This window comes from Streptomyces sp. V4I23 (assembly GCF_030817975.1).
Classification (GTDB): Bacteria; Actinomycetota; Actinomycetes; order Streptomycetales; family Streptomycetaceae; genus Streptomyces.
The window spans coordinates 3,688,263-3,708,278 of sequence record NZ_JAUSZW010000004.1 but is presented as its reverse complement, the minus strand read 5'-3'; the positions used below and the strand labels follow the sequence as shown (position 1 = coordinate 3,708,278).

General features: G+C 67.8%; 17 protein-coding genes. 12 read left to right on the top strand and 5 right to left on the bottom strand.

The genetic code is table 11. From position 1 onward, the window contains the following. Window positions 1–24: 24 nt before the first annotated feature. The 5 genes from QFZ82_RS19030 to QFZ82_RS19010 all read left to right on the top strand — a co-directional run bounded on the left by QFZ82_RS19030 (window position 25) and on the right by QFZ82_RS19010 (window position 7,997). Window positions 25–2,484, top strand: a complete 2,460-nt coding sequence (locus QFZ82_RS19030) for an AAA family ATPase (RefSeq protein WP_307714309.1) — start codon at window positions 25–27, stop codon at window positions 2,482–2,484. Continuing rightward, entirely contained in the window at window positions 2,481–2,855 is a 375-nt protein-coding gene (locus QFZ82_RS19025; protein ID WP_093681760.1) for a hypothetical protein, read from the top strand. Before QFZ82_RS19030 ends, QFZ82_RS19025 begins: the two co-directional genes overlap by 4 nt. Window positions 2,856–2,962: 107 nt before the next feature. Next, complete coding sequence (locus tag QFZ82_RS19020; RefSeq protein WP_307714308.1) at window positions 2,963–6,334, top strand: AAA family ATPase; 3,372 nt, start codon at window positions 2,963–2,965, stop codon at window positions 6,332–6,334. Between the two features lie 135 nt (window positions 6,335–6,469). Beyond that, on the top strand, window positions 6,470–7,249 hold the full coding sequence (locus QFZ82_RS19015; RefSeq protein ID WP_307714307.1) for an HAD family hydrolase: 780 nt from the start codon (window positions 6,470–6,472) through the stop codon (window positions 7,247–7,249). After that, on the top strand, window positions 7,140–7,997 hold the full coding sequence (locus QFZ82_RS19010) for an NAD(P)-dependent oxidoreductase (protein WP_307714306.1): 858 nt from the start codon (window positions 7,140–7,142) through the stop codon (window positions 7,995–7,997). The genes QFZ82_RS19015 and QFZ82_RS19010 overlap by 110 nt, the downstream gene beginning before the upstream one ends. A 37-nt stretch (window positions 7,998–8,034) precedes the next feature. Here the strand turns inward: QFZ82_RS19010 and QFZ82_RS19005 are convergent, their stop codons facing one another. From QFZ82_RS19005 to QFZ82_RS18985, 5 genes are all read right to left on the bottom strand, one after another. Then, window positions 8,035–8,595 carry a guanylate kinase gene (locus QFZ82_RS19005; protein ID WP_307714305.1) on the bottom strand — a complete coding sequence of 187 codons (561 nt, stop codon included), beginning with the start codon at window positions 8,593–8,595 and terminating at the stop codon, window positions 8,035–8,037. 29 nt (window positions 8,596–8,624) lie between these two features. Further along, window positions 8,625–9,479 (bottom strand): AAA family ATPase, encoded by an 855-nt coding sequence (locus tag QFZ82_RS19000; protein ID WP_307714304.1) that lies wholly within the window; start codon window positions 9,477–9,479, stop codon window positions 8,625–8,627. A gap of 239 nt (window positions 9,480–9,718) precedes the next feature. Beyond that, on the bottom strand, window positions 9,719–9,997 hold the full coding sequence (locus QFZ82_RS18995) for a hypothetical protein (RefSeq protein ID WP_128802538.1): 279 nt from the start codon (window positions 9,995–9,997) through the stop codon (window positions 9,719–9,721). Window positions 9,998–10,148: 151 nt separating this feature from the next. After that, entirely contained in the window at window positions 10,149–10,631 is a 483-nt protein-coding gene (locus QFZ82_RS18990; RefSeq protein WP_256904159.1) for an NUDIX hydrolase, read from the bottom strand. A 10-nt stretch (window positions 10,632–10,641) separates the two neighbouring features. Then, window positions 10,642–11,862 carry a helix-turn-helix domain-containing protein gene (locus tag QFZ82_RS18985; RefSeq protein ID WP_307714303.1) on the bottom strand — a complete coding sequence of 407 codons (1,221 nt, stop codon included), beginning with the start codon at window positions 11,860–11,862 and terminating at the stop codon, window positions 10,642–10,644. Window positions 11,863–12,068: 206 nt separating this feature from the next. Here QFZ82_RS18985 and QFZ82_RS18980 point away from each other — a divergent pair, with 206 nt between their 5' ends. From QFZ82_RS18980 to QFZ82_RS18950, 7 genes are all read left to right on the top strand, one after another. Continuing rightward, a complete protein-coding gene (locus QFZ82_RS18980; RefSeq protein WP_307714302.1) occupies window positions 12,069–12,971 on the top strand; it encodes an aminoglycoside phosphotransferase family protein in 903 nt (300 codons plus the stop codon). Between the two features lie 80 nt (window positions 12,972–13,051). Further along, the gene (locus tag QFZ82_RS18975; protein WP_307714301.1) at window positions 13,052–14,302 is read left to right on the top strand and encodes a methionine adenosyltransferase; all 1,251 of its coding nucleotides are present in this window, start codon (window positions 13,052–13,054) and stop codon (window positions 14,300–14,302) included. Then, on the top strand, window positions 14,302–15,228 hold the full coding sequence (locus QFZ82_RS18970) for an aminoglycoside phosphotransferase family protein (RefSeq protein WP_307714300.1): 927 nt from the start codon (window positions 14,302–14,304) through the stop codon (window positions 15,226–15,228). Before QFZ82_RS18975 ends, QFZ82_RS18970 begins: the two co-directional genes overlap by 1 nt. Next, window positions 15,225–15,935: a histidine phosphatase family protein gene (locus QFZ82_RS18965; RefSeq protein WP_307714299.1), complete on the top strand. Its 711-nt coding sequence runs from the start codon at window positions 15,225–15,227 to the stop codon at window positions 15,933–15,935. Before QFZ82_RS18970 ends, QFZ82_RS18965 begins: the two co-directional genes overlap by 4 nt. Then, window positions 15,928–17,220, top strand: a complete 1,293-nt coding sequence (serS, locus tag QFZ82_RS18960) for a serine--tRNA ligase (RefSeq protein WP_307714298.1) — start codon at window positions 15,928–15,930, stop codon at window positions 17,218–17,220. The genes QFZ82_RS18965 and serS overlap by 8 nt, the downstream gene beginning before the upstream one ends. Before the next feature lies 1 nt (window position 17,221). Beyond that, window positions 17,222–18,244, top strand: a complete 1,023-nt coding sequence (locus QFZ82_RS18955) for a glycosyltransferase (protein ID WP_307714297.1) — start codon at window positions 17,222–17,224, stop codon at window positions 18,242–18,244. 53 nt (window positions 18,245–18,297) lie between these two features. Continuing rightward, complete coding sequence (locus tag QFZ82_RS18950; protein ID WP_307714296.1) at window positions 18,298–19,245, top strand: hypothetical protein; 948 nt, start codon at window positions 18,298–18,300, stop codon at window positions 19,243–19,245. The last annotated feature ends 771 nt before the right edge of the window (window positions 19,246–20,016 follow it).

Here is a 20,016-nt window from a genome sequence, read left to right as displayed (position 1 = left end):
AGTACCGGATCAAGGAGCACTCCCATGACCAGTTCGGAACAGAACGAGCCTGCCGCGTCCCCTTCCGCGTCCCTCGCCCAACAGGCCCCTGCCGCCGAGTCCGTGCCGCTCGCAGACCTGGTGGAGACACGTCTGGCTGCCGCGCCCCTCGGCGAACCCGTGAAGGCGCTCCTGACCGAGGCACTCGGCAGCCCGCAGACCCCGGGAAACTCGCCCATGGGCCGGATCTTCCTCGACTCCGTCTCTGTGGAAGGTTTCCGCGGCATCGGCCCCCGGGCCTGGCTGAACCTCAGCCCCCGCCCGGGTGTCACGCTCGTCGTGGGCCGCAACGGCTCGGGGAAGTCCAGCATCGCCGAAGCCATCGAGACGGCGTTCACCGGCACGAACATGCGTTGGCTCGGGCAGGATGCGACGCGCACCAGCAATTGGCGCAACCTGCACGATGGCGCCAAGACGGAGATCGAGGTCAAGCTGACGGTCGAGGGCGACTCCGGCCGGAGCACGCTCACTCGCGCCTGGACCGGCCACGACATCACCGACTGCGTGGGCACGTTCCGGCGTCCGGGACACGGCGCAGTCCCCCTCGACCAGGCGGCGTGGAAGCAGGCCCTGACGGACTACCGTCCCTTTCTGTCGTACGTCGACCTCGGCCGCATGATCAGCGGCAAGCCCTCCCAGATGTATGACTCCATCGCCACGATCCTCGGACTCGGGCACCTGAGCGCCGCGTACAACCACCTTGGGCTGCAGGAGAAGGCGCTGGGCGACGCGGTCAAGGCAGCGAAGAACGAGCTGCCGGAGATCACGGCCGCGCTGTACGCACTCGAGGACGACGAGCGTGCGGTCCAGGCGCTCGTCGCCATTGAGACGAAGGGCCGGCCTGACTTCGAGGCGCTGGACGGACTCGTGGCGGGCCTGCCCTTCGACGATGACGGTCTCCTCGCCGAACTGCGTGCCGAGGTCGACATGCGGGGACCTGACCTGGAGCAGGTCGGAGCAGCGGTGGACCGGCTGCGCGAGGCACTCGCCGGAGTCGAGGACGTGCGTCTGAGCGGGGCCGAGGACTCGTTGCAGCGCGCCGGCCTGCTGGAGAAGGCTCTGGCCCACAGCAACCGTCATCCCGACGAAGGGTCCTGCCCGGTCTGCGGCACGGAACGGGTCCTCGACGCCGCGTGGGCCGCCGACGCCGGTGCCCAGATCGCCCTGCTCCGGCAGGAGGCGAAGACCGCCGAGGACGCGCGCAGCGAACTGCGGTCGGCGGCACGGGCGGCTCAGAACCTCATCGAGACGCCTCAGCGGATCCCGGTCGCCCTGACCGATCCCTGGAACGAATGGATTGCCTGCCGTGCGATCAGCGATCCGGCTCAGCTCGTGCAGCGCTTCCACGACACCGCCTTGACCCTGGCCGACGCCTGCGCCGCCGTGAAGGACAACGCCGTCCGGGAGCTGGAGAAGCGGGACGAACGGTGGCGTCAGCTCGTCACGCGCCTGGCGAGCTGGACGGAAATGGCCCGCACCGCGGCAGACGCCGAGCCCCGACTCGGCCTTGTCAGGAAGGCCCGCACCTGGGTCAAGACGCTCACCGCGGAGCTGCGGGAGAGGCGTATGGAGGGCTTCACCGGCCACTCCCAGCACATCTGGGAGAAGCTGCGCCAGGAGAGCGACATTGACCTCCAGTCGGTGAGCCTCCAGGGCAGCGAAAGGGCCAACGTCCGCAAGCTTGTCATGGACGTCACCGTCGACGGGGAGGAGGCTTCGGCGCTGAGCGTCATGAGCCAGGGAGAGCAGCACTCTCTCGCGCTGTCCTTGTTCCTGCCCCGTGCGGCCACCGCCGACAGCCCGTTCGGCTTCATCGTCATTGATGACCCCGTGCAGTCCATGGACCCGGCCAAGGTCAACGGGCTCGCCCAGGTCCTGCACGAGCTCGGCGAGCATCGGCAGGTGGTCGTGTTCACCCACGACACCCGGCTTCAGCGCGCTTTCACGACCCAGGAGCTGCCGGTCACGGTGTTCGAGGTCGAGCGGGGCAAGGCGTCCAAGGTGAACGTCAAGGCGGTGACCGATCCGGTCCGCCAGGCGATCGCGGATGCCAGGGCTCTCGCCAGTACCGAGAGTCTTCCGGAGGCGGCCCGCACCCACGTGCTCCCCGCACTGTGCCGGATCGCGCTGGAGAACGCCTTTGTCGAGGCGGCCTGGGTGCAGCACCTCCGCTCCGGGGGCTCCGAGCACGATCTGCAGTCCGCCATGGCCGAGGGGGACAAGCTCATGAAGATGGCCGCGCTGGCCTTCTTCGGCGACATCGGTCGCACCGGCGATGTCTACCGGGAGCTCCGCACCCGTTGCGGCCCGCGTGCGGTGGACCTCCTCAAGCAGTGTCAGAGCGGTGCCCACGCCACGGGAACTCGCATCGCCGACGCGCACCGCTTCGTGACCGAGATCAGCGAGCTCGCGCAGAAGGTGCGCAAGACGGAGGTGGCAAAGTGACCGGCGCCGCAAGTACTTCGATCGACGAGCTGCTGCTGACAGCCGACCAGTTGCTCTCCGACCCCAGCGTCGAAGCCTCGGCGGCCGGTCGGCACCGTGGAGCCTCCCTCGCGCTGCGGACCGCCCTGGAGATCGCGGTCGACCGCACGCTCGACGCCGCTATGCCGGGACTGGCCGGCATCACCACGCGGGCGAAGATGCTCTGCCTGCGCTGCTACACCGCCGCGACCACCGCCCGCAGGGCCAACGCCGTCTGGTCGCATCTCTGCCTCGGGTGCCACTACCACCAGTACGAGATCGGCCCTACCCGAGACCAGGTCCACTCATGGCGTGCGGAAGTCAGCGAACTGGTACGGGAATTGCCTCGTTGACCGAATATTCACAGCTGGCCCATGCGTCTGATAAGTCTTTTGCCGGGGGCCGGGCATATTCCCGGCGCGCGGCGTCTCTTGGGGCACCGCAGGGGGAGGGGACGTACATGAGCACCACCATGCGCGACGAGATCATCGCCGAAGAGCAGAAGGCGGTGGACCGCGCCTACGACTGCTATGAGAAGCGACTGGCCGAACTGAGCGGCGGCTCGATCGCCGCGGCCTCCGCCAGCGGCAAGGACAGCGTCGCCAACCGGAAGGACGCCGAGGAGAAGGCCGCAGAATACGCCGGCCTCGGGGACGCGTCGCTGGTCGTCAGCCGCGTCAAGGTCCAGCCGGGCGAAGAGTCGGACACCTTCTACATCGGCCGCCGTGCCGTTTCCGACGTCGAGACCCGCGAGACCGTCGTAGTGCTGTGGACCGCCCCGGTGGCGGAGAAGTGGGCGAAGGCCCTGCCCGAGGCGCCAGGTGAAGTGCTCCTGCGGAGACAGTTGCGCTGCGCGAAGAACGTCGTCGAAGCGTACGTCGATGAAATCTCCGTCGTTTCTCCCACCACGCCGTCTGTCATCGATGGCACCGAGCTCGAAGCGGGGGTCCAGGACGATTCCAAGGTCGCGGCGTCCGAGACGCCAGCGGTCCCGTCGGCTCCTACCCCGTCCGATGTCGCCCAGCTCCATCGGCAGAGACAACAGCCGCCCGATGACTTCCTCCTGCGAGAGCTCCAGCGCTCCCGCAGTGGCAGCATGCGGGACATCGTCGAGACCATCCGCCGCGATCAGATGGATCTCGTCACCGGTTCTCCCGCCGACATCCTTGTCGTGCAGGGCGGCCCGGGCACCGGAAAGTCCGCGGTCGGCCTGCACCGCGTGACGTGGCTCGTCAACAACGACCACTTCAAGGCGCAGGACGTCCTGGTCATCGGCCCGCACGAGCGCTTCCTCGATTACGTCGGCCAGGTCCTCCCGACCCTCGGCACCCGGAACATCAACGCGGTTCAGATGAACCGCCTCTGGGACGGCGATGTCCTCGGCACCGACACCCCACGCGCGCGACTGGTCAAGTCCGACGACCGCATGGCCGCCGTCCTGCGCCGACGCGTGGAACACGAGTGTCGCCCCGACGCGATCGACGAATTCACCACTACGCCCACGTACAAGGACGCCAAGCCCGAACTCGCGGTCACGGCTGGCAGTACCACTCTGCGTATCCCGCGTTCCGAGGTTCTCGTCCTTCTCCAGGAGGCACGCGAGGGCGACGGCTCCTACCGAGAGCGCCGCAACCGCTTCCGCAGTCTGCTTGTGGACCGTCTGCTGCAGGAACTCGTTGCTCTGGCCCCACGCCGCAGCCAAGGAGACACGATCCGCCGGGACCTGGAACGCAACCGCCAGGTCGAGCGGCTGATCGAACGCGTCTGGCAGTCGCCCGGTGACAGGGAAGCCCTCCGAAGCCTCTACGACTCCCCCGAACTCCTGCGCACCTGCGCCGACGGCGTCCTCGACCCGGAGGAGCAGGCAGCCCTTCACCGTCCGAGGGCAGCCACGGCGGACGCCGACCTCTGGACCCTCGACGACCGCGTCTGTCTGGAAGAGCTGCGCTACCTCATCACCGGAGAGACTCCACAACGCTACGGGCACATCGTCATCGACGAGGCCCAGGACCTGACCCCCATGCAGGCACGCTCACTGCGCCGACGCATCGCGATCAACGGCTCCATGACCGTGCTCGGCGATCTCGCCCAGGCCACGGGTCCGCATGCCTACGCCGACTGGGACCGCCTCGGCACTCTGCTGTCCGACCACGGCGACTGGCACGTCGCCGAACTGAACACCAGTTACCGCGTACCGGCGGAAATCATGGAGTTCGTCGCACCTCTGGCTCGCACGATCTCCCCCTCGCTCCCCTACCCGCGGGCGGTGCGCGAAGCGGGCGCCGACAGCGTCCGGACTCTGGCAGCCGAACCGTGGACGCTGCTCGACGAGACCGTCACTCAGACGACCCGGCTCGTCGGCACCAGCGACGGACACACCCTGCGCCGCGTGGCCGTCATCGTCCCCGACGACTCCGGCTGGCTCGACGAGATCAATCGTCATCTCGACCAGACCGCCGGCCTCACCGAAGAGCACCGTGCCACCGTGTCCGTTCTCGCCGCCGCCCACGCGAAGGGCATGGAGTACGACCACGTCCTCGTCGTCGAACCCGCCACCATCGCCGACCGCGGACCGGCTGGGCTGCGCCAGCTCTACGTTGCCCTCACCCGAAGCACCCAGAGCCTGACCGTACTGCACACCTCCCCGCTCCCGGATGCCCTCATGGACACCACCGATACTCCCGGGCCTGGAACCACCCCCACCGAGCCGTCGATGGCGGCCGCTGACCTCCCCGAGATCGGCACCGACATTCGTGTCCGCGTCCTCGACCGGGGTACAGGCGGCCGCTACAAGGTCAAAGCGCTCTCCCCGCCGGTCAAGGTCCCGCTGATCCTGACCGTCCGCCACGGATCGACTCCGCCCCGCCCTGGCGAGAAGCTGGACTGCTGGGTCTTCGCGCAGGAGAGGAACCACTGCCTGCTCACGACGGACCAGCGTGGACGCCAGCCCATCTCGGCGAAGATGGCCGAGCGCTACCTGGCGGCGCTCGGCGTGTTCGACGAACTGACCGCCGACGGCGTCGCCCTACCGGAGAACGCCCGTGAACGGCTCTCCGAGCTCAAGGGCATGGCCAACCGCGTACTCCGACGCGACCAGGCGGACTGGGTGGACGTAAGACGAGTGCTCGGCTCACCCGACAGACAGCGTCTGAACCTCTTGCGCGACCTCGCCGCCGAAACCAATCGCGCCCTCAAGGACGACAGCCTGGACGTGAGTCGTCTCCGCGAGAACCTGGCGCGGACGGACTGGTCCCCCTCTCTGGCCCAGGCCCGGGAGACGCTTCAGCGCCGCATGACCACCTTGACCGAGCCGACAGCCGAGACCGCACCCACACCCTCCGCACCGCAGCCCGAGCAGGAAGCAGCCGAGCCCATGGCATCCGCCGAGGACACCGCCGTAACGACACCTTCCGCCACGAATCTTCTGCACACGCTGGAGACCACCGCGACCGCCGACCGCACGTGCAAGAAGCACGAAGCGGTGCGCCACGCCCTGATGTCGGCCTTGTTCGAGGCCGACGAACAGGCGACGTCATCCCAAGTCGTAGACGTCAGCCGCACGGCCGAAGATGGCGACTTCCTATACGAGATCCTCGGCGCCGGTCACTCCGCCTACACCGACCTCCGCTCGGGTGCCGCCCGCCTCCTGGAGATCAACCACACCCTGGCCGCCCCCGCCGACCGTCTCTACCTGGTCCTCACCGAGCCGCCGGCCGAGGACTGGTCCGCCGAAACTCTGCTCGCCGTCTACGGTGTCCACCTCCTCTGGCGCACCCACAACGGCTGGGCCGGCCGGGACAAGGATGCCGCCCTGGGCTCGGCGCAGCCGTAGGCGCCATCGGTCTAGGTTGATCACTTTGGCAGCATGAAGGAACGATGCGCGGCGCAGAGTGCAGCGGGAAGGGTCACTCGACCCGCCCCGCAGCCCCGAGCACACAGCTGACCGCCGCGCATTAGGGTGCGGGATGTGCAGCCGCCTCTGGTTCTCTTCGACCTCGACAACACCCTGGTGGACCGGCGGGGAACCCTCGCTGTCTGGGCCGCAGAGTTCACCGCCCAGCACGGCCTGGAGGACGAAGATCATGCGAACGTCCTGGACATGGTGGCCGAGCGGGCCTATCCGTCCACTTTTGAGGCGATCCGCACCCGGTACCGACTGCCTATGTCGACTGCGGAGTTGTGGCACACGTACTGCACCGACATCGCGGCCTTGGTGTCGTGCCAGGCCGGCGTCCTCGACGGCTTGGACGAGCTGCGTGCGGCCGGCTGGCGAGTGGGGGTGGCGACCAACGGTGCGGTGGACATCCAGCGCGCGAAGCTGCGGGCCACCGGTATCTCCGAGCGCGTGGACGGCGTCTTCGTCTCCGAGGAGGCCGACGCTCGCAAACCGCAGACCCGGCACTTCGCCCTGGCGGCGGCCCGCTGCGGCACTGTGCTGGGCGACGGCGGCTGGATGGTCGGCGACAACCCGGTCAACGACATCGGCGGCGGACGCTCCGCAGGGCTGCGCACCATCTGGATCGGCAACGGCCGCTCCTGGCCGCCGGACGATCCCGGGCCGGACACGTGGTGCCGCATGCACGCGCCGCCATCGACCTGCTGCTTTTGCACTCCGCCGACCACACAAGGACCACGGCATGACGAACACCGTTGGGTTGTTGCACCCCGGCAGCATGGGATCCGCCTTCGGCGCCGAGCTGCGCGCGAGCGGCCACATCGTGCTGTGGTGCCCCGACGGACGCAGTGACACAACCCGCCGCCGGGCCGAGCGCGCGGGCCTCGAAGCCGCGGCGCTGCCCGAGCTCGTCTCCCGCTCCGACGTGCTGCTCTCCCTGTGTCCTCCCGCCGCAGCGGAGGAGACCGCCGGCCAAGTAGCCGAGCTCGGCATGTCCGAGGCAGGCACGATCTATGTCGACGCGAACGCCGTCTCGCCGTCGCGCGTGGTGAATATCGCCGACCGCCTGGCTCCGATGCCGGTCATCGACGCCGCGGTGGTTGGATCGCCTCCGGTGGGCGGCAAGTCCCCGACGCTCTACCTTTCCGGCGCCGTCGAGCAGGCCGACCGGATCGCCGAACTTTTCGCCGGCACCGATGTGCGGACCCACGTCCTGGGCGACAGCATCGGCAAAGCCTCCGCACTGAAGCTCGCGTACTCCAGCTACCAGAAGGTCTCCCGGGTGCTGGCTGCCGTGGCCTACGGGGCAGCGGACACGTACGGGGTAGCGGACGAGCTGCTGATGATCGCATCCAAGCGCACCCGCAGCTACCTCGTGGAGACCGGCTACATCCCCAAGACCGCTGCTCGCGCCTGGCGTTGGGGCCCAGAGCTTGAGGACGCGGCGGCCCTTCTCGCCGACGCCGGGCTGCCGGACTCCCTAATGCACGCGGCTGCCGCGACGCTTGCCCGGTGGGACGGGAACAGAGACGAGCGGCTGGATATCGCTGAGGCCCTGGAAGCTCTGCGCCTTGAGCGGGGCCCGGACAACCCGAGTTGAGCAGGTCGCATCCGCTGGGGCCCTGATGTCCTGGCCGTCAGGAGCGAGGTGGCGTGGTGCGGACGATATCGTCGATACTCTGTGCGGTTTCATGGGGCGCCGTCCCGTCCGCCTCCACGCGCAGTTCCCACTGAGCCCGCGGATGTGCCGCAAGATCGGCCTGAGTGGCGTCCCACGCGGCCAGCCGGGCCGCCGTGTCGGTGTCACCCCGCTGTGGTGAGCGTCGAGCGGTGGTCTCCTTGGAGCACCACAGCAGAACGCGCACTGAACGCGCCGGGTAGAGGGCGGTCACCTGCTCAATCCCCGCCATCTGGCCGAGGTGGACGACGGGGGTCTTGCCGCCCTCCATGGCCTGGTCGAGGCCGGGGCGGTCGACGACGTAGATGTTGCCGTACCGGTCGTTGCGGTAGATGACATCGCCGCGTGCCTCTAGGGCGGTCAGCTGCGCTGGCGTACCCATCCGGTAGCCCTTGGTCTTCCCGGTCCCGATCTTCAGCCGGGTGAACAGCACGTACCGCTCGTCGAGTTCGGTGAGCGCCGCCGTGATCGTGTCCTTGCCTGCCGCCGGCGGCCCGTACAGCAGGATGCCCTGCCTCACGGGAACATCGTCCCGAAGACCTGGCGCACCTAGTCCGTGAGCGATATCGCGGCGCCGAGCCGGTTGTCGACAACCAAGTGCGGGACGACGGGCCGGAGTTCGAGGTCGATCCCGGTGGCGTACGTGTCCCAGTTCTGGAGTTTCCAGCTGTCCCGGCCGGCGGACCGGAAGCTGATGTACTCGTGCATCGTGTCGAGGTCGCACTGAATCCAGACGACGGCGACGGTGACGCCACGCGCTTCACAGCGGTTGATCAGGCGTCGCATCCACCGAGGGTCGGTGGTCTCGGAGATGAAGGGCGCGGAGAGTACGGTGCTGATCGCGCAGTCGATGTTCGCGTATGCGGTCTCCAGCAGGCACTGGTACTCCAGCGGGCGGACCTTCTCCCGGTAGAGGTCGGTGTGCCGGTCGTTGGGCTCGCTGCCCATTTCAACAAGGAGGCGCTCGACGAGTGGGCGCGTGATCGGGTCCTTGTCGAGGACGGGCCATCCGGTGAGCTGCGACAGGAAGCGGGCGAACTCCGACTTCCCGCTGCCCGCGTAGCCGCCGACCATCATCAGCGTCGGCCGGTTCGGATCACCGTCGGTGTGACGCCGCTTCCAGGCGTCGATGATCCGCTGCTGGACGCCCAGGCCGTCGGCGTCCTCCGCGCTGGGTGCCAGCTGGTGCAACGCCCGTTCCACGGCAAGGACATGGGCGCCGTTCTGCGGTTCGCTCGACGCGGTGAACTTGAGCTTCGTGGCCTCGTCGGGCAGAGCGTTACGGAAGCCGAGCTCAGGCTCGGTCGCGCGGTACAGCAGGCAATACGCACGACGGTAGTGCGGCCCGGGATAGACCTCACCCTGCTCGTGCTGCCACAGAGTCTGGAAGTTGGCGGCCGGCACTGTGAGCCCCGCGGCCCGGGCCACCTCGTGTAGCTGCTCGCACGCGCCTTCGAGCGTCAGGCCGTGGGCTTCGCGTTGCTGTCTCAGCTGTCCGGGCGCCACCCCGGGCGACTTCTACTCACCGCGCCTACCGCCTGCCCATCTCTGGTCATGATCCGGAGCCTATTAGGGCACCGTGGACGGACGCGTGTGGAGGCGCAGGGGGCTCCGTTGTCCGCGTCGCTCCACCCCGCCTCGCCCTACCCCTGGAAAAGATCAGGACGCCATTCCTGCAGGTCGCCGTCGAAATTCCCTTCTCGTACATCACGCAGGGCAGTCGCGTACCCGATCTCGATTGCCTCGGCGATCAGCTTCTGCAGCTGTGTCGGCGCCACCAAGAGCCCTGAGCCAGTGCCGGAGCAGAGGTTGGCCGCAGCATGGCTGGCTGCCTGCGCGTGGTCACCAGGAACCGTCGCGATGTGTAGGTCCGTGATGACCTGAGCAGCGCACTCGATCTCGTCCAGCGGATGCGAAGTCATGGCGGTCAGTATCCGCACGTCGGTGGCGGGAGGGAATGCCGCCTCTGGTGCACTGCCCCGCCCATAGCTGGAAGTCGATCGACGCCGACCGGGCGCCGGTGAACATTCGTGCCAGGATCGTCACGCGGGGCTGAGACCAAGCGGCCCCTGGTCAAGCCCCTATTTCTGGCGACACCCCTTGTTCCAGGTAGGCGGTCAGGCCGGCTGCGCGGGCCTGGATCCCGGCGGTGATCCGGCGTGCGAGGCGTGGAATGGTGAGTTCTGGCAGTTGCTGGGCGTCGTGGAAGTCGTAGCTGCGGAGCTCGTCGGCCTGCAAGGCGATCTGCTGGCGCTGTTCCGCACTGAGACGGCCACCGTCGAAGAGGTAGAGGACCTTGTCTCCCTCCCCCGGATTCGGCGCCCAGTCCACGACGAGCAGGCGGCCGATGTGGGGCTTGATGCCCAGCTCCTCGTGGACTTCGCGGACGCAGGCTTGCCGGGGAGACTCCCCTTGCTCGACGTATCCGCCGGGGATGTCGCGGTAGTCCTTGTACGAGGGTTCGACGAGCAGGACTCGGTCGGCGTCGTCGAAGAAGAGTGCGCCGGCTGCCATACGCGGGTGGGCCATCTTCGCTTCGTGCTCGTTCTCGCTCACGGGACGGACTCTAACCGCCGACGACGCCGAGCCTGCGTGCCAGGTCTGCCACTGGCTGGGACGGGCGGCCTCGAGTGCCTCGGATCCAGCCGATGACCAGTTCCCGGCTCAGGTAGTGGTGGCGCACCTGTTCCGGGGCAGCCTGCTCGGCGGCCAACAGGGTGGCCAGGGCTTCATCGGTCCGGTTCCAGGCGCTGAGTGCTCTGGCGACTTCCAAGCTGTGCCTCACACGTCGTTCCACAGGCAGGTCGCTGGTGTCGATGCGTTGTCCGAGGTCGGCAGCTATCTGGATGTCTCCGAGCTCTCCGGCGGTGGCGACGCAGTGGATGGCCACGTTGGTTGGGCCGAAGGCCGTCCACAGGTGGTTGGCGTCGGCGCCCAACCGCTGCGCGGCTTCGTCGGCTTCCCGAAGGAAAGTCTGCGTCGTCGCCCGGTCCTCCGCTCGGGCGGCCGCCATAGCGCCGGCGAGGAAGAGCGTGCCGTAGACCGATAGGTACTCGTCGTTCGCGGTTCCCAAGCCGGGCTGCATCACGGCCGCCGCATCGTTCACCAGCTGGACCGCCGGGGTGAAGCGCCCGGTGGCCAGCAGACAGTGTGTGACCGCCCGGAAGAGCGAGCCCGTCACCGCACTCTGGCCGCTGTGTTGCGCAGCCGCCAGGCCGCGGTCGGCGGCGATCCATGCCAGCTCCGACTCCCCAACCTTGCCCAGGACCATGGCCGCTCCTTGGTAGGTCAGAGCGAGCAGGGCATGAGCCTCTTCCCTCTTGCGCCCCGAGTACCCGCGGGATGCGGCGAGGGCATCGGCCAGTACGAGGGGAAGGCGTCGCGTGGCGAAGCCGTAGCGGGACGCCTGATAGGCGTCGAGGATCTCCTTCACGTTGGCCCGAAGGTCCTTCAGGGCGGGCGGTTCGTCATCGGGCGGAGGCCCCAGCAGCGGCGTGAGCTGCTTGTAGTCCATGAGGGCTTCGCGCAGGGCGGGGACCGTGCGGCGGCCGCTGTCGTTGGACCACTCCATGAGGGTCGGTTCGGCGAGCAGGTCTCCGAGGGAGACGTCGAGGGCCTCGGCGAGTGAGGTGATCACCGAGAGCCGGTCAAGCTCGATCCGATTGTTCTCCGCTTTGCTCAGCCAGTCCGTGGTTCGTCCGACAAGGCCGGCCAGGACTTCTTGGGAAAGGCCGCGTCGGCGCCGGTACCAGGCGACGCGCTCGCCGATGGTCAGGTTCTCTGTCATCCCTCGCATGTCCTGAGCATCACCTCATGGCCGGAATCGACCCCGGAAGGATTTTCCGGGGTGCTGCGGGGTGCCGTACCTACTGTCGCAGTAGATCGAAAAAGCCGCCGGGCGATGTGGTCAACTCCCTTCGCTTCGGTCGGCTTTGGTGATCGGTCCTGCTTCTCACATGGGAGCTGGGCGCGGCTCGCTGATACGGACTGGAGGTGTGGAGGGTGCGCAGCACGAAGACGGCAGAGCCGTGGATCGAGCAGGGTCTCGGCCCGTTCGGCCCGGCAGCTCTCAAGCCGTACTCCAGAACGCGGTTCGCCACGGACGGCAGTGCTTTGTTGAAGATCTACGTGGGCATCGACCCCGAGGGCCGGCGCCAGCGCGAGGTCGCGACGGTCGAGCGCGCTGCCCTGTGGGGTATCTCGGTCCCGGCCGTCCTGGCCACGGGAAACGATGGGGCCGGTTCTTGGACGGCCTTCCGGGCGGTGGATGGGACGCCGTGCTCGGTGAGCACGCACTCAGCCATTGAGGAGTACATCGGTTACGTCGTGACTGTGAGTCGCAGGCTGCACCGGCCTGTTGCCGACGCCACTCCCGGATCTGGCTGGGAAGCTCGGCGAGCCGGTGTCGTTTCCCCGCACCAGTTCCTGCTCGATCAGTTCTCTCCTCGCTGCCGGTCACTGCCCTGGTGGGCGGTGCTGAGAGAGGCCCTCCAACCGACCGATTCCCATCCGGTCGTTCGCCTGCATGGTGACCTCAAGCCCGAGCACCTCCTCGTCGACGGCGAGTGCCTGCACGTCGTCGACTGGGAGGCGAGCGCCTGCGGACCGGCCGTCCTCGACTACACCGATGTGGTCTTCCATCTCGTACGCGACCTGCTGTACGGGGGCGTGCCGCCCGGACGCATCCCGGTCGATCTCCTGACCCGGTTGCCGTTCAGCGGGCCGGTCCTTGCCTGGCGCCTGCTCCTTTGGCTCGATCGCCGTCGGATGCAGGACATCGACCTCATCACCGTCCACGACATCTATCGACTCGCGGCGGAGGAACAGGCTGCCTCCGCGTACCGGTCGCTCGCTCAGACGGTCGCGCTCCTCCGCGCTGCCGGCGTCCCTCGCTGAATCCTCCGCTCCACCGCTCGTCCAGGCGTGCTGACGCCTGCGCTCATTCCCTTCTATCCACCCCTGAAAGGGAGTTCGTGATGCCTCGTACGAGCACGACCATCGACAACAGTCACATCGTCATCGACACCGGCATGGCCCAGCCGGACACGACGACCATCGTGGAACGCAAGGGTCTCGGGCATCCGGACACCCTGGCCGACCATCTCGCCGAGCGGTTGTCCCGCGCCTACAGCCGCTACACCGTTCAACACTTCGGCGCTGTACTGCACCACAACTTCGACAAGCTCGCCCTCCTCGGTGGAGCCAGCGAGGTGCGGTACGGCGCCGGTCGGATGACGTCGCCGGTGCGGGTCCTGGTCAATGGGAGGGCCGCGCCGTTGTGCGGCGGCGAGCGGATACCGGTCGAGGACATAGTGGAGGCCGAGGTTCGGGCGTTCTTCGCCGAGCGACTGCCCGAGGTCTCGGCCCACCTCGACATCGTCTTCAACATCACCAGCAATTCGAGCCCGGGTGCTGTACTCACCGGCGACGGGGTGCCCGACCGCACCCGCTGGTTCAACCCGCGCTCCGTCGAAGATCTCCGCGAGCGGCGGGTACGGCTCTCCAACGACACGTCCCTCGGCACCGGCTGGGCGCCGGAGAACCCCTTCGAGTCGTTCGTCCGGGAACTGGTGGACCACTTCTCCGGGAAGAGCGAGTTCACGCTCGCCCACGCCTGGTGCGGCTCGGACGTCAAACTCATGGGCTACTGGGACGGAGCCCAGGCCGACATCGTGTTGTGCGTCCCCCAGAAGTCGCGTCACGTCGCCAGCCGGGCGGAGTACGTCAGCAACGCGGAGATGGTCCTCGCCGAGTGCCACCGCCTCGCCGCCCTCCGGCTGCCCGGAGCGGAGGCCCGCTTCCGACTGAACGCCCGCGACGTCCCGGAGAAGGACGAGCTGTACCTGACGTACACCGGCAGCTCGATCGAGTCGGGTGACGAAGGCGTCGTGGGGCGAGGCAACCGGGTCAACGGGCTGATCACACCGCTGCGGCCGATGAACCTGGAGGGCGCCAACGGCAAGAATCCCGTCTACCACGTCGGCAAGCTGTACAACGTCGCCGCGCAGCGTCTCGCCAACCGGCTCCACGAGGCGACCGAGGGGCACGCCGAGGTTCACCTGGTGAGCACGACCGGGCAGCGACTCGATCAGCCCTGGCGTGTCCTTGTCCGCCTGTCCTCTCCCGACGTCGAGGTGGACAAGGTGCAGGCCCTGGTCACCGAGGCGCTCGGCGAGTTCCCAGCCCTGACGGACGAGTTGGTTTCCGACGGGATCGTGCTGAGCTGATGGTGCCGCGGACGCTCGGAGAGGTTCCCGCAGGGTGCCGACAGCGGCTACTCGCGCACTACGGGCCGGAAGCCCAGGCGTGGCTGGACGCAGCACCGGCCCTGCTGGAACAGGCCGCCGAACGCTGGCAGTTGTCCCTCGGCGACTATCACGACGCCGGACACGCCTCGGTGATCGCGACAGCGACCGCCCTCGACGGGCGTCCGCTACTCCTCAAGGCATGGACCGACCCCACCCGGTATCGCCACGAAGTGAGTGCACTGCGGCTGTGGACCGGCGGACCGACGGCGGACGTCATCGAGTTCGCTGACGACCTGGCGGTGGCCGCCCTGGAGCTGGTGGGAGGGCGCCCTGGTGGCGCCCAGCGGCCAGAGCGCGAGGTTCAGATGGTGGCGGCTGCCCTTCAGGGGCTGCACATCCTCGGCCAGCGCCGAAGGCGACCGAACAGCTTCCTGCTGCTCACCGACCACCTCGGCACGGAGATGCTGCCGCGGATCCGGCGACGGATGGAGACGCTCGACCTCGACGCATGGCATCCCCTCGTCGACGCCGCGCTCCCGGCGCTCGCCGGACTGCAGGAAGACCCAAGCAGGACGACTGTCCTGCACGCGGACTTGTATCGGGAGAACGTGCCATTCGACTGGCTGGGGCACCCTCGCCTACTCGATCCGCTGCCCATGCTGGGCGACGCGGCATTCGACTGGGCATTCTGGACCGTCTACTACGACCTTGGACACGGGACCGACGGGCGGTTGGCCGCTGCCACCCGGATCTCGCGGATCCCTATTCCCGTACTCGCGCCGTGGTGCAGAGCGCTGGCCCTCGACGGACTCCTCTACTACCTGGAGGCCGGGGACCCGAGAGCACCGCAGATGGCGGGAGTGCTCGCCGGCCTTTCCACGTCGACCCCGAGGAGGGGCTCGTGACCACCTACGTCCTCCGCCACGGCCAGACGAACTACAGCAAGCGGTACCTCGTCAACGGCGACCCGTCCCAACCCATCCACCTGACCGAGGAGGGTCGGCAATCGCTGAGCCTGGGCTGGTCCACCCTCCCCCTCCACACCGTGAGGACGTGGCTGACCAGCGAGTTCCCGCGTGCCCAGCAGACGGCTTCTCTGCTGATGGGAGTGCCGGCGGCGAAGCTGGTCATCGATCCTCGCCTGAATGAACTCGACTACGGAGAGTTCGAGGGCCGCCCGTTCCTGGAGTACGCGGTCTGGCTTGACGGCCAGGGTCCGAACGAGCGGCCTGCGGGTGGCACCGAGTCCCAGCGCGCCGGCATCCGGAGGATGCTCACCGGATTGCTCGCCACCCTGGAGCGACCCGGACCCCGCGTTCTCGTAGGCCACGGCCTTTTGGCCTCCGTGCTCCTCTGGCATCAGAACCGATCTCCGAAGGAGGCCATGCCGCTCTTCTTCCCCGAGGCGCCGTACGTCGAGCCGATCGCCATACCCGACGACGAGCTGCCGGACTGGATCACGGCGCTGATGAGTGATCTCGACAGGGACGTTCCCGGAGGTCGCGCCGACCGCGGTGGCGCGGACATATTCCGGATCGGTGAGGGCTCGGCGGTTGCTACCGTCGATTCCGTATCCCACCAACCGGATCAAAAGGATCTTCCTCATGCATGATGCCCGCGCCCTAATCGAAATGGGTGCCGAAGCGGTTCGTCGGCTCGCTCGTCGCGGTTACTCCCTGGACCTGTCCGAGCTGGAGTCCCTCCAGTCTCGGCGCAACCAGAACATCCGCTCGGCTGACGAGCTGCGGGCTGAGTCCAAGCGGGTGGCGAGTGAGGTCCAGCAGACGGCCAAGCAGGGCGGCGACATCTCCAAACTGAAGGAGCGCGCCCGCGAGCTCAAGGACCAGATCCGGGACATCGAGGCCGGGCAGGTGCAGGTCGAGGAACAGCTCCGCGACCTCCTCCTCAGCATCCCGAACCTGCCGGACGACGCGGCCCCGGACGGCGACTCCGAGGACTTCGCGGTCGAGATCCGACGGGTCGGCACTCCGCCGACCTTCCCGTTCGAACCGAAGGACCACGTCGACCTCGGTGAAGCCACCGGCATCCTCGACTTCGCTCGGGCGACGAAGCTGTCCGGCCCGCGCTTCGCGGTCTCGCGCGGCGCCGGAGCAGCGCTGGAGCGTGCCCTGGCTACGCTCTTCCTCGACCTGCACACCCGTCGGCACGGGTACGTCGAGCACGCGGTCCCGTACCTGGTCACCCGCAAGACGATGACCGGCACGGGGCAGCTGCCGAAGTTCGAGGAGGACCTGTTCAAGACCGGCGTCGCCGACCGCGAACTGTTCCTGATCCCGACGGCCGAGGTACCGCTGACCAATCTCTACGCCGACGAGATTATCCCTCCGGCCGAGCTGCCGCTGGCGCTCACCGCGCACACGCCGTGCTTCCGGTCCGAAGCAGGCTCGTACGGCCGCGACACCCGGGGCCTGATCCGCCAGCACCAGTTCGCCAAGGTCGAGATCGTCCAGATGGTCGACCCGGCGGACGCGGACGCCACGCTGGAGACCATGGTCGGCCACGCCGAGGCGTGCCTGAAGGAACTCGGCCTCGCCTACCGTGTCGTCAAGCTGGCCGCCGGTGACACGGGCTTCTCCGCCCAGCTCACCTACGACATCGAGGTCTGGATCCCGAGTCAGAACACGTACCGCGAGATCTCCTCGGTCTCCAACTTCGGCACTTTCCAGGCCCGCCGGGCCAACATCCGGACCCGCGGCGAGGACGGCAAGCCCAAGCTCGTCGCCACCCTCAACGGCTCCGGCCTTCCCGTCGGCCGCACCCTGGCCGCTCTTCTTGAGCAGTGCCAGCAGCAGGACGGTTCCATCCTCCTGCCCGAATCGCTCGTCCCGTACCTCGGCTTCCGCCGGATCTCGGCGGACGGAACACCGGAGGCATAACGTGCTTGTCGGCGTCTGCGACTTCCCTGGTAGCTACGCCTTTCCACCCGCCGGCTACGGCGGGATCGAACGATGGCTATGGGCGGTCGCCGTAGGCGCCCGAGCCGCAGGCGCCGACGTACACCTTCTTGGGCCAGGCTGGCTCACGGACCTGGAGAACGACTGGGTTCGTCGGCCGGTCCGCCTGGAGGACCTCACCACGGGATCCCTCGCCGAGCGCGATCTCCGCAGCACCGGATACGACCTCCTGGTCGTCGGGCACGAGTACCCGTCGCTGCCAGCCTGGACGCGTACCTGGAACGAGCTGGACTGCGACGTCGCCACATTCCAGCACTCGCCCGTCTTCCAGCACGCCGACACAGCCTTCAACGGCAAACAGTCACGGCTCTACTGCTATTCGCCCGAGATGATCGAGCGGTACGCAGACCATCAGCCGATTCCTGAACTCGCTGTACACCTTGGCCTGGACGAGGAGGAGCCGCCTGCCGCCGCGGGGCACGACCTCGTGTGGCTCGGCCGCATAGACGAGGAAAAGGCGCCCCACATCGCCGTCCGAGCCGCCCAGATCCTCGGCCGCCGGATACAGATCGTCGGCCCCGTCTTCGACGAGGCATACGTGCGAAGCCACGAACGCCTCTTCAGCGCAGGTCACGTGAAGTGGGTCGGTGAACTCGGCGGCCCCGCCAAGACCGCCGCCATCCGCGACGCCTCCGTCTTCGTCTACACCTACGCCCGTACGTACGTGGAGGCCGGCGCCGCCGTCTTCGGTGAGTCCCTCCGCGCCGGCACCCCCATGGCCGCGCTCACCTGGCGTGGGGGAACCTGCGCCGAGGCGGCCCTGTGCGATCAGACGGGCGTGATCACGGTGGCCGACCCCGACGAGGACGACGAGACAGCAGCGGAGCTTCTCGCCCTTGCGATCGAGCAGGCCGAGGGCCTCAAGCACACGGAGGTCCAAGAGGTCGGGATGCATCGCTTCGATCCGGCCCGCCACTTCACCGCGATGTCGACTCGGTCATGCTGACGAGCGGTTCCAGAGAGCTCGTACTCGGGCCGTCGGCCCGTTCGGAGGTCCGCTTGCCTGCGGTCCTCCGTCAAGTCCTCGGAGCGCAATGGGAGTTCACCGTCTCCGACGGACGGATCGCGATTGAGCATGCGCACAGAGGATCGCCGTACTGTCCGCCTCGTCAGGCCCCGTCGTGGGAAGAGCTACTGGCAGGGCTCAAGGCGGGCTTCGCGGCCCAAGGCGTCTCGCAGGACGCCTGCCTGCCAATTCGGTGGGGCCGCGAGACCGAGCTGACGATCTCGGCCGTCCAAGCCCTTGACCCCCTCCTCAAGGACGGGCGTCCGCTGACCTACCGCAGCGGCTTCCTGCCCCAGCCTGTTGTCCGTTTCACCGGGCAGCGTGACGCAACGGGCGACCTCCGGGAAGGGTTTCTGACCTCGTTTGTCAACGTCTCCCGCGTCCAGCCGATTCAGTGCATCGACGAGTACGGGGGGATCTTGGACGGCTGGCTCAGCGTGCTGTCGCGACTGGGTTTCCACGCGCGCCACATCAGCATCAACGGCAAGCTGGCAGCATGGCGGCGCCGCCAAGTCGAAGGCATCACTCTTCGCTTCAACCACCTCGATCTGCCTCTCGGCGACATCGTCCTTCTTTGGAATGCCGACAACCCCGCACGCATGGCCGTAGACCTCGGCACCGGGCTGGAACGGCTGGCCTGGGCGAGGACGAGGCTGAGGTGGAGGGAGCTCGTCTTCGGCCAGTTCGCGTCCCTGGCGCCCCCGCCGACCCTGGACGCCGTCCGCACGGCCACTCTCCTCCTTGCACACGGTGTCCGTCCCGCAGCGCGCGGAGCCGGCGGGATCACCCGCCGGGTGATCGGAACGATCGACCCGGGTGCGGCGAGGCTGGGTGTCAGCTCCCTGGTTCGCGCGTCGTATCGCTATTGGCGACTGTTCGGTGAACCGAAGGTCCCATGGCCAGCCGTGACCATGGCGATCGAGGAGGAGCTGGGCATCTGAAGGAAGACCTCCAGTGAGTCGAGTCCGCTTACCGGGGCAAATCTGTCCTTCGCCAGTTGTTCCAATCGAACCGAGTCGTGCCGCATCCGGCGTGCCCAGAACCACGAAACGAACGAGGGCCGACGGCAAGCCGTCGGTCCTCTGGTCAGCTATCCCACAGCACAGCACGCCCTGCAGCTCATCAGCCGCCGAGAGTCCCCATGCACGTCATGCACCGGCTCGTCGCCCGCAGCTGCGCGTTCCCCACAGTGGCGATGGCTGGGCTGCTTTCGCTGATACGGCCCCAATCTCCGGGGGACGGATCGAGAATCCAACCCCACTTCGGAGGCCGCACCTCGTCTTCTGTCATGTGATCGCAGGCGCCTGGAACGTGCGCCTTACCATTCTGTTTGATCAAGATGGCGTTGCCGGGGAATCGCCGCCACTCCTGTCGAACACGCCTTTCCTCCGGGTGCGCCTTGGGCACGCTGCCATCAGGAGGGCAGGCGCACCCCATGCCGATGATGTTGTCGCATCGCTCGCAGCGCACCTCTTTCATGTGACCAAGTGTCCCATCCGAGAGCGTGCAGCTCACGCGTAACGGCATGGCGGCGGTGTCCATTGCGGCGACACCGAGAGATCACCGCGATTCGACTGGGTTGGATGGCAAAGCGGCTGGCTTCGTTGACAACAGACACCAGTTCGCCGGGGGCAGACAGGAAAGATCCTGAAAGGACTGGTGCGCTGCGGCACGGCATGTCAACGTACAACGCCTGCCAGAAGAACTGACGT

Coding starts and splice junctions, on each gene's coding strand:
- QFZ82_RS19030 (WP_307714309.1), top strand. CDS start 25: ATGACCAGTTCGGAACAGAACGAGCCTGCCGCGTCCCCTTCCGCGTCC.
- QFZ82_RS19020 (WP_307714308.1), top strand. CDS start 2,963: ATGAGCACCACCATGCGCGACGAGATCATCGCCGAAGAGCAGAAGGCG.
- QFZ82_RS19010 (WP_307714306.1), top strand. CDS start 7,140: ATGACGAACACCGTTGGGTTGTTGCACCCCGGCAGCATGGGATCCGCC.
- QFZ82_RS18995 (WP_128802538.1), bottom strand. CDS start 9,997: ATGACTTCGCATCCGCTGGACGAGATCGAGTGCGCTGCTCAGGTCATC.
- QFZ82_RS18985 (WP_307714303.1), bottom strand. CDS start 11,862: ATGACAGAGAACCTGACCATCGGCGAGCGCGTCGCCTGGTACCGGCGC.
- QFZ82_RS18975 (WP_307714301.1), top strand. CDS start 13,052: ATGCCTCGTACGAGCACGACCATCGACAACAGTCACATCGTCATCGAC.
- QFZ82_RS18970 (WP_307714300.1), top strand. CDS start 14,302: ATGGTGCCGCGGACGCTCGGAGAGGTTCCCGCAGGGTGCCGACAGCGG.
- serS (WP_307714298.1), top strand. CDS start 15,928: ATGCATGATGCCCGCGCCCTAATCGAAATGGGTGCCGAAGCGGTTCGT.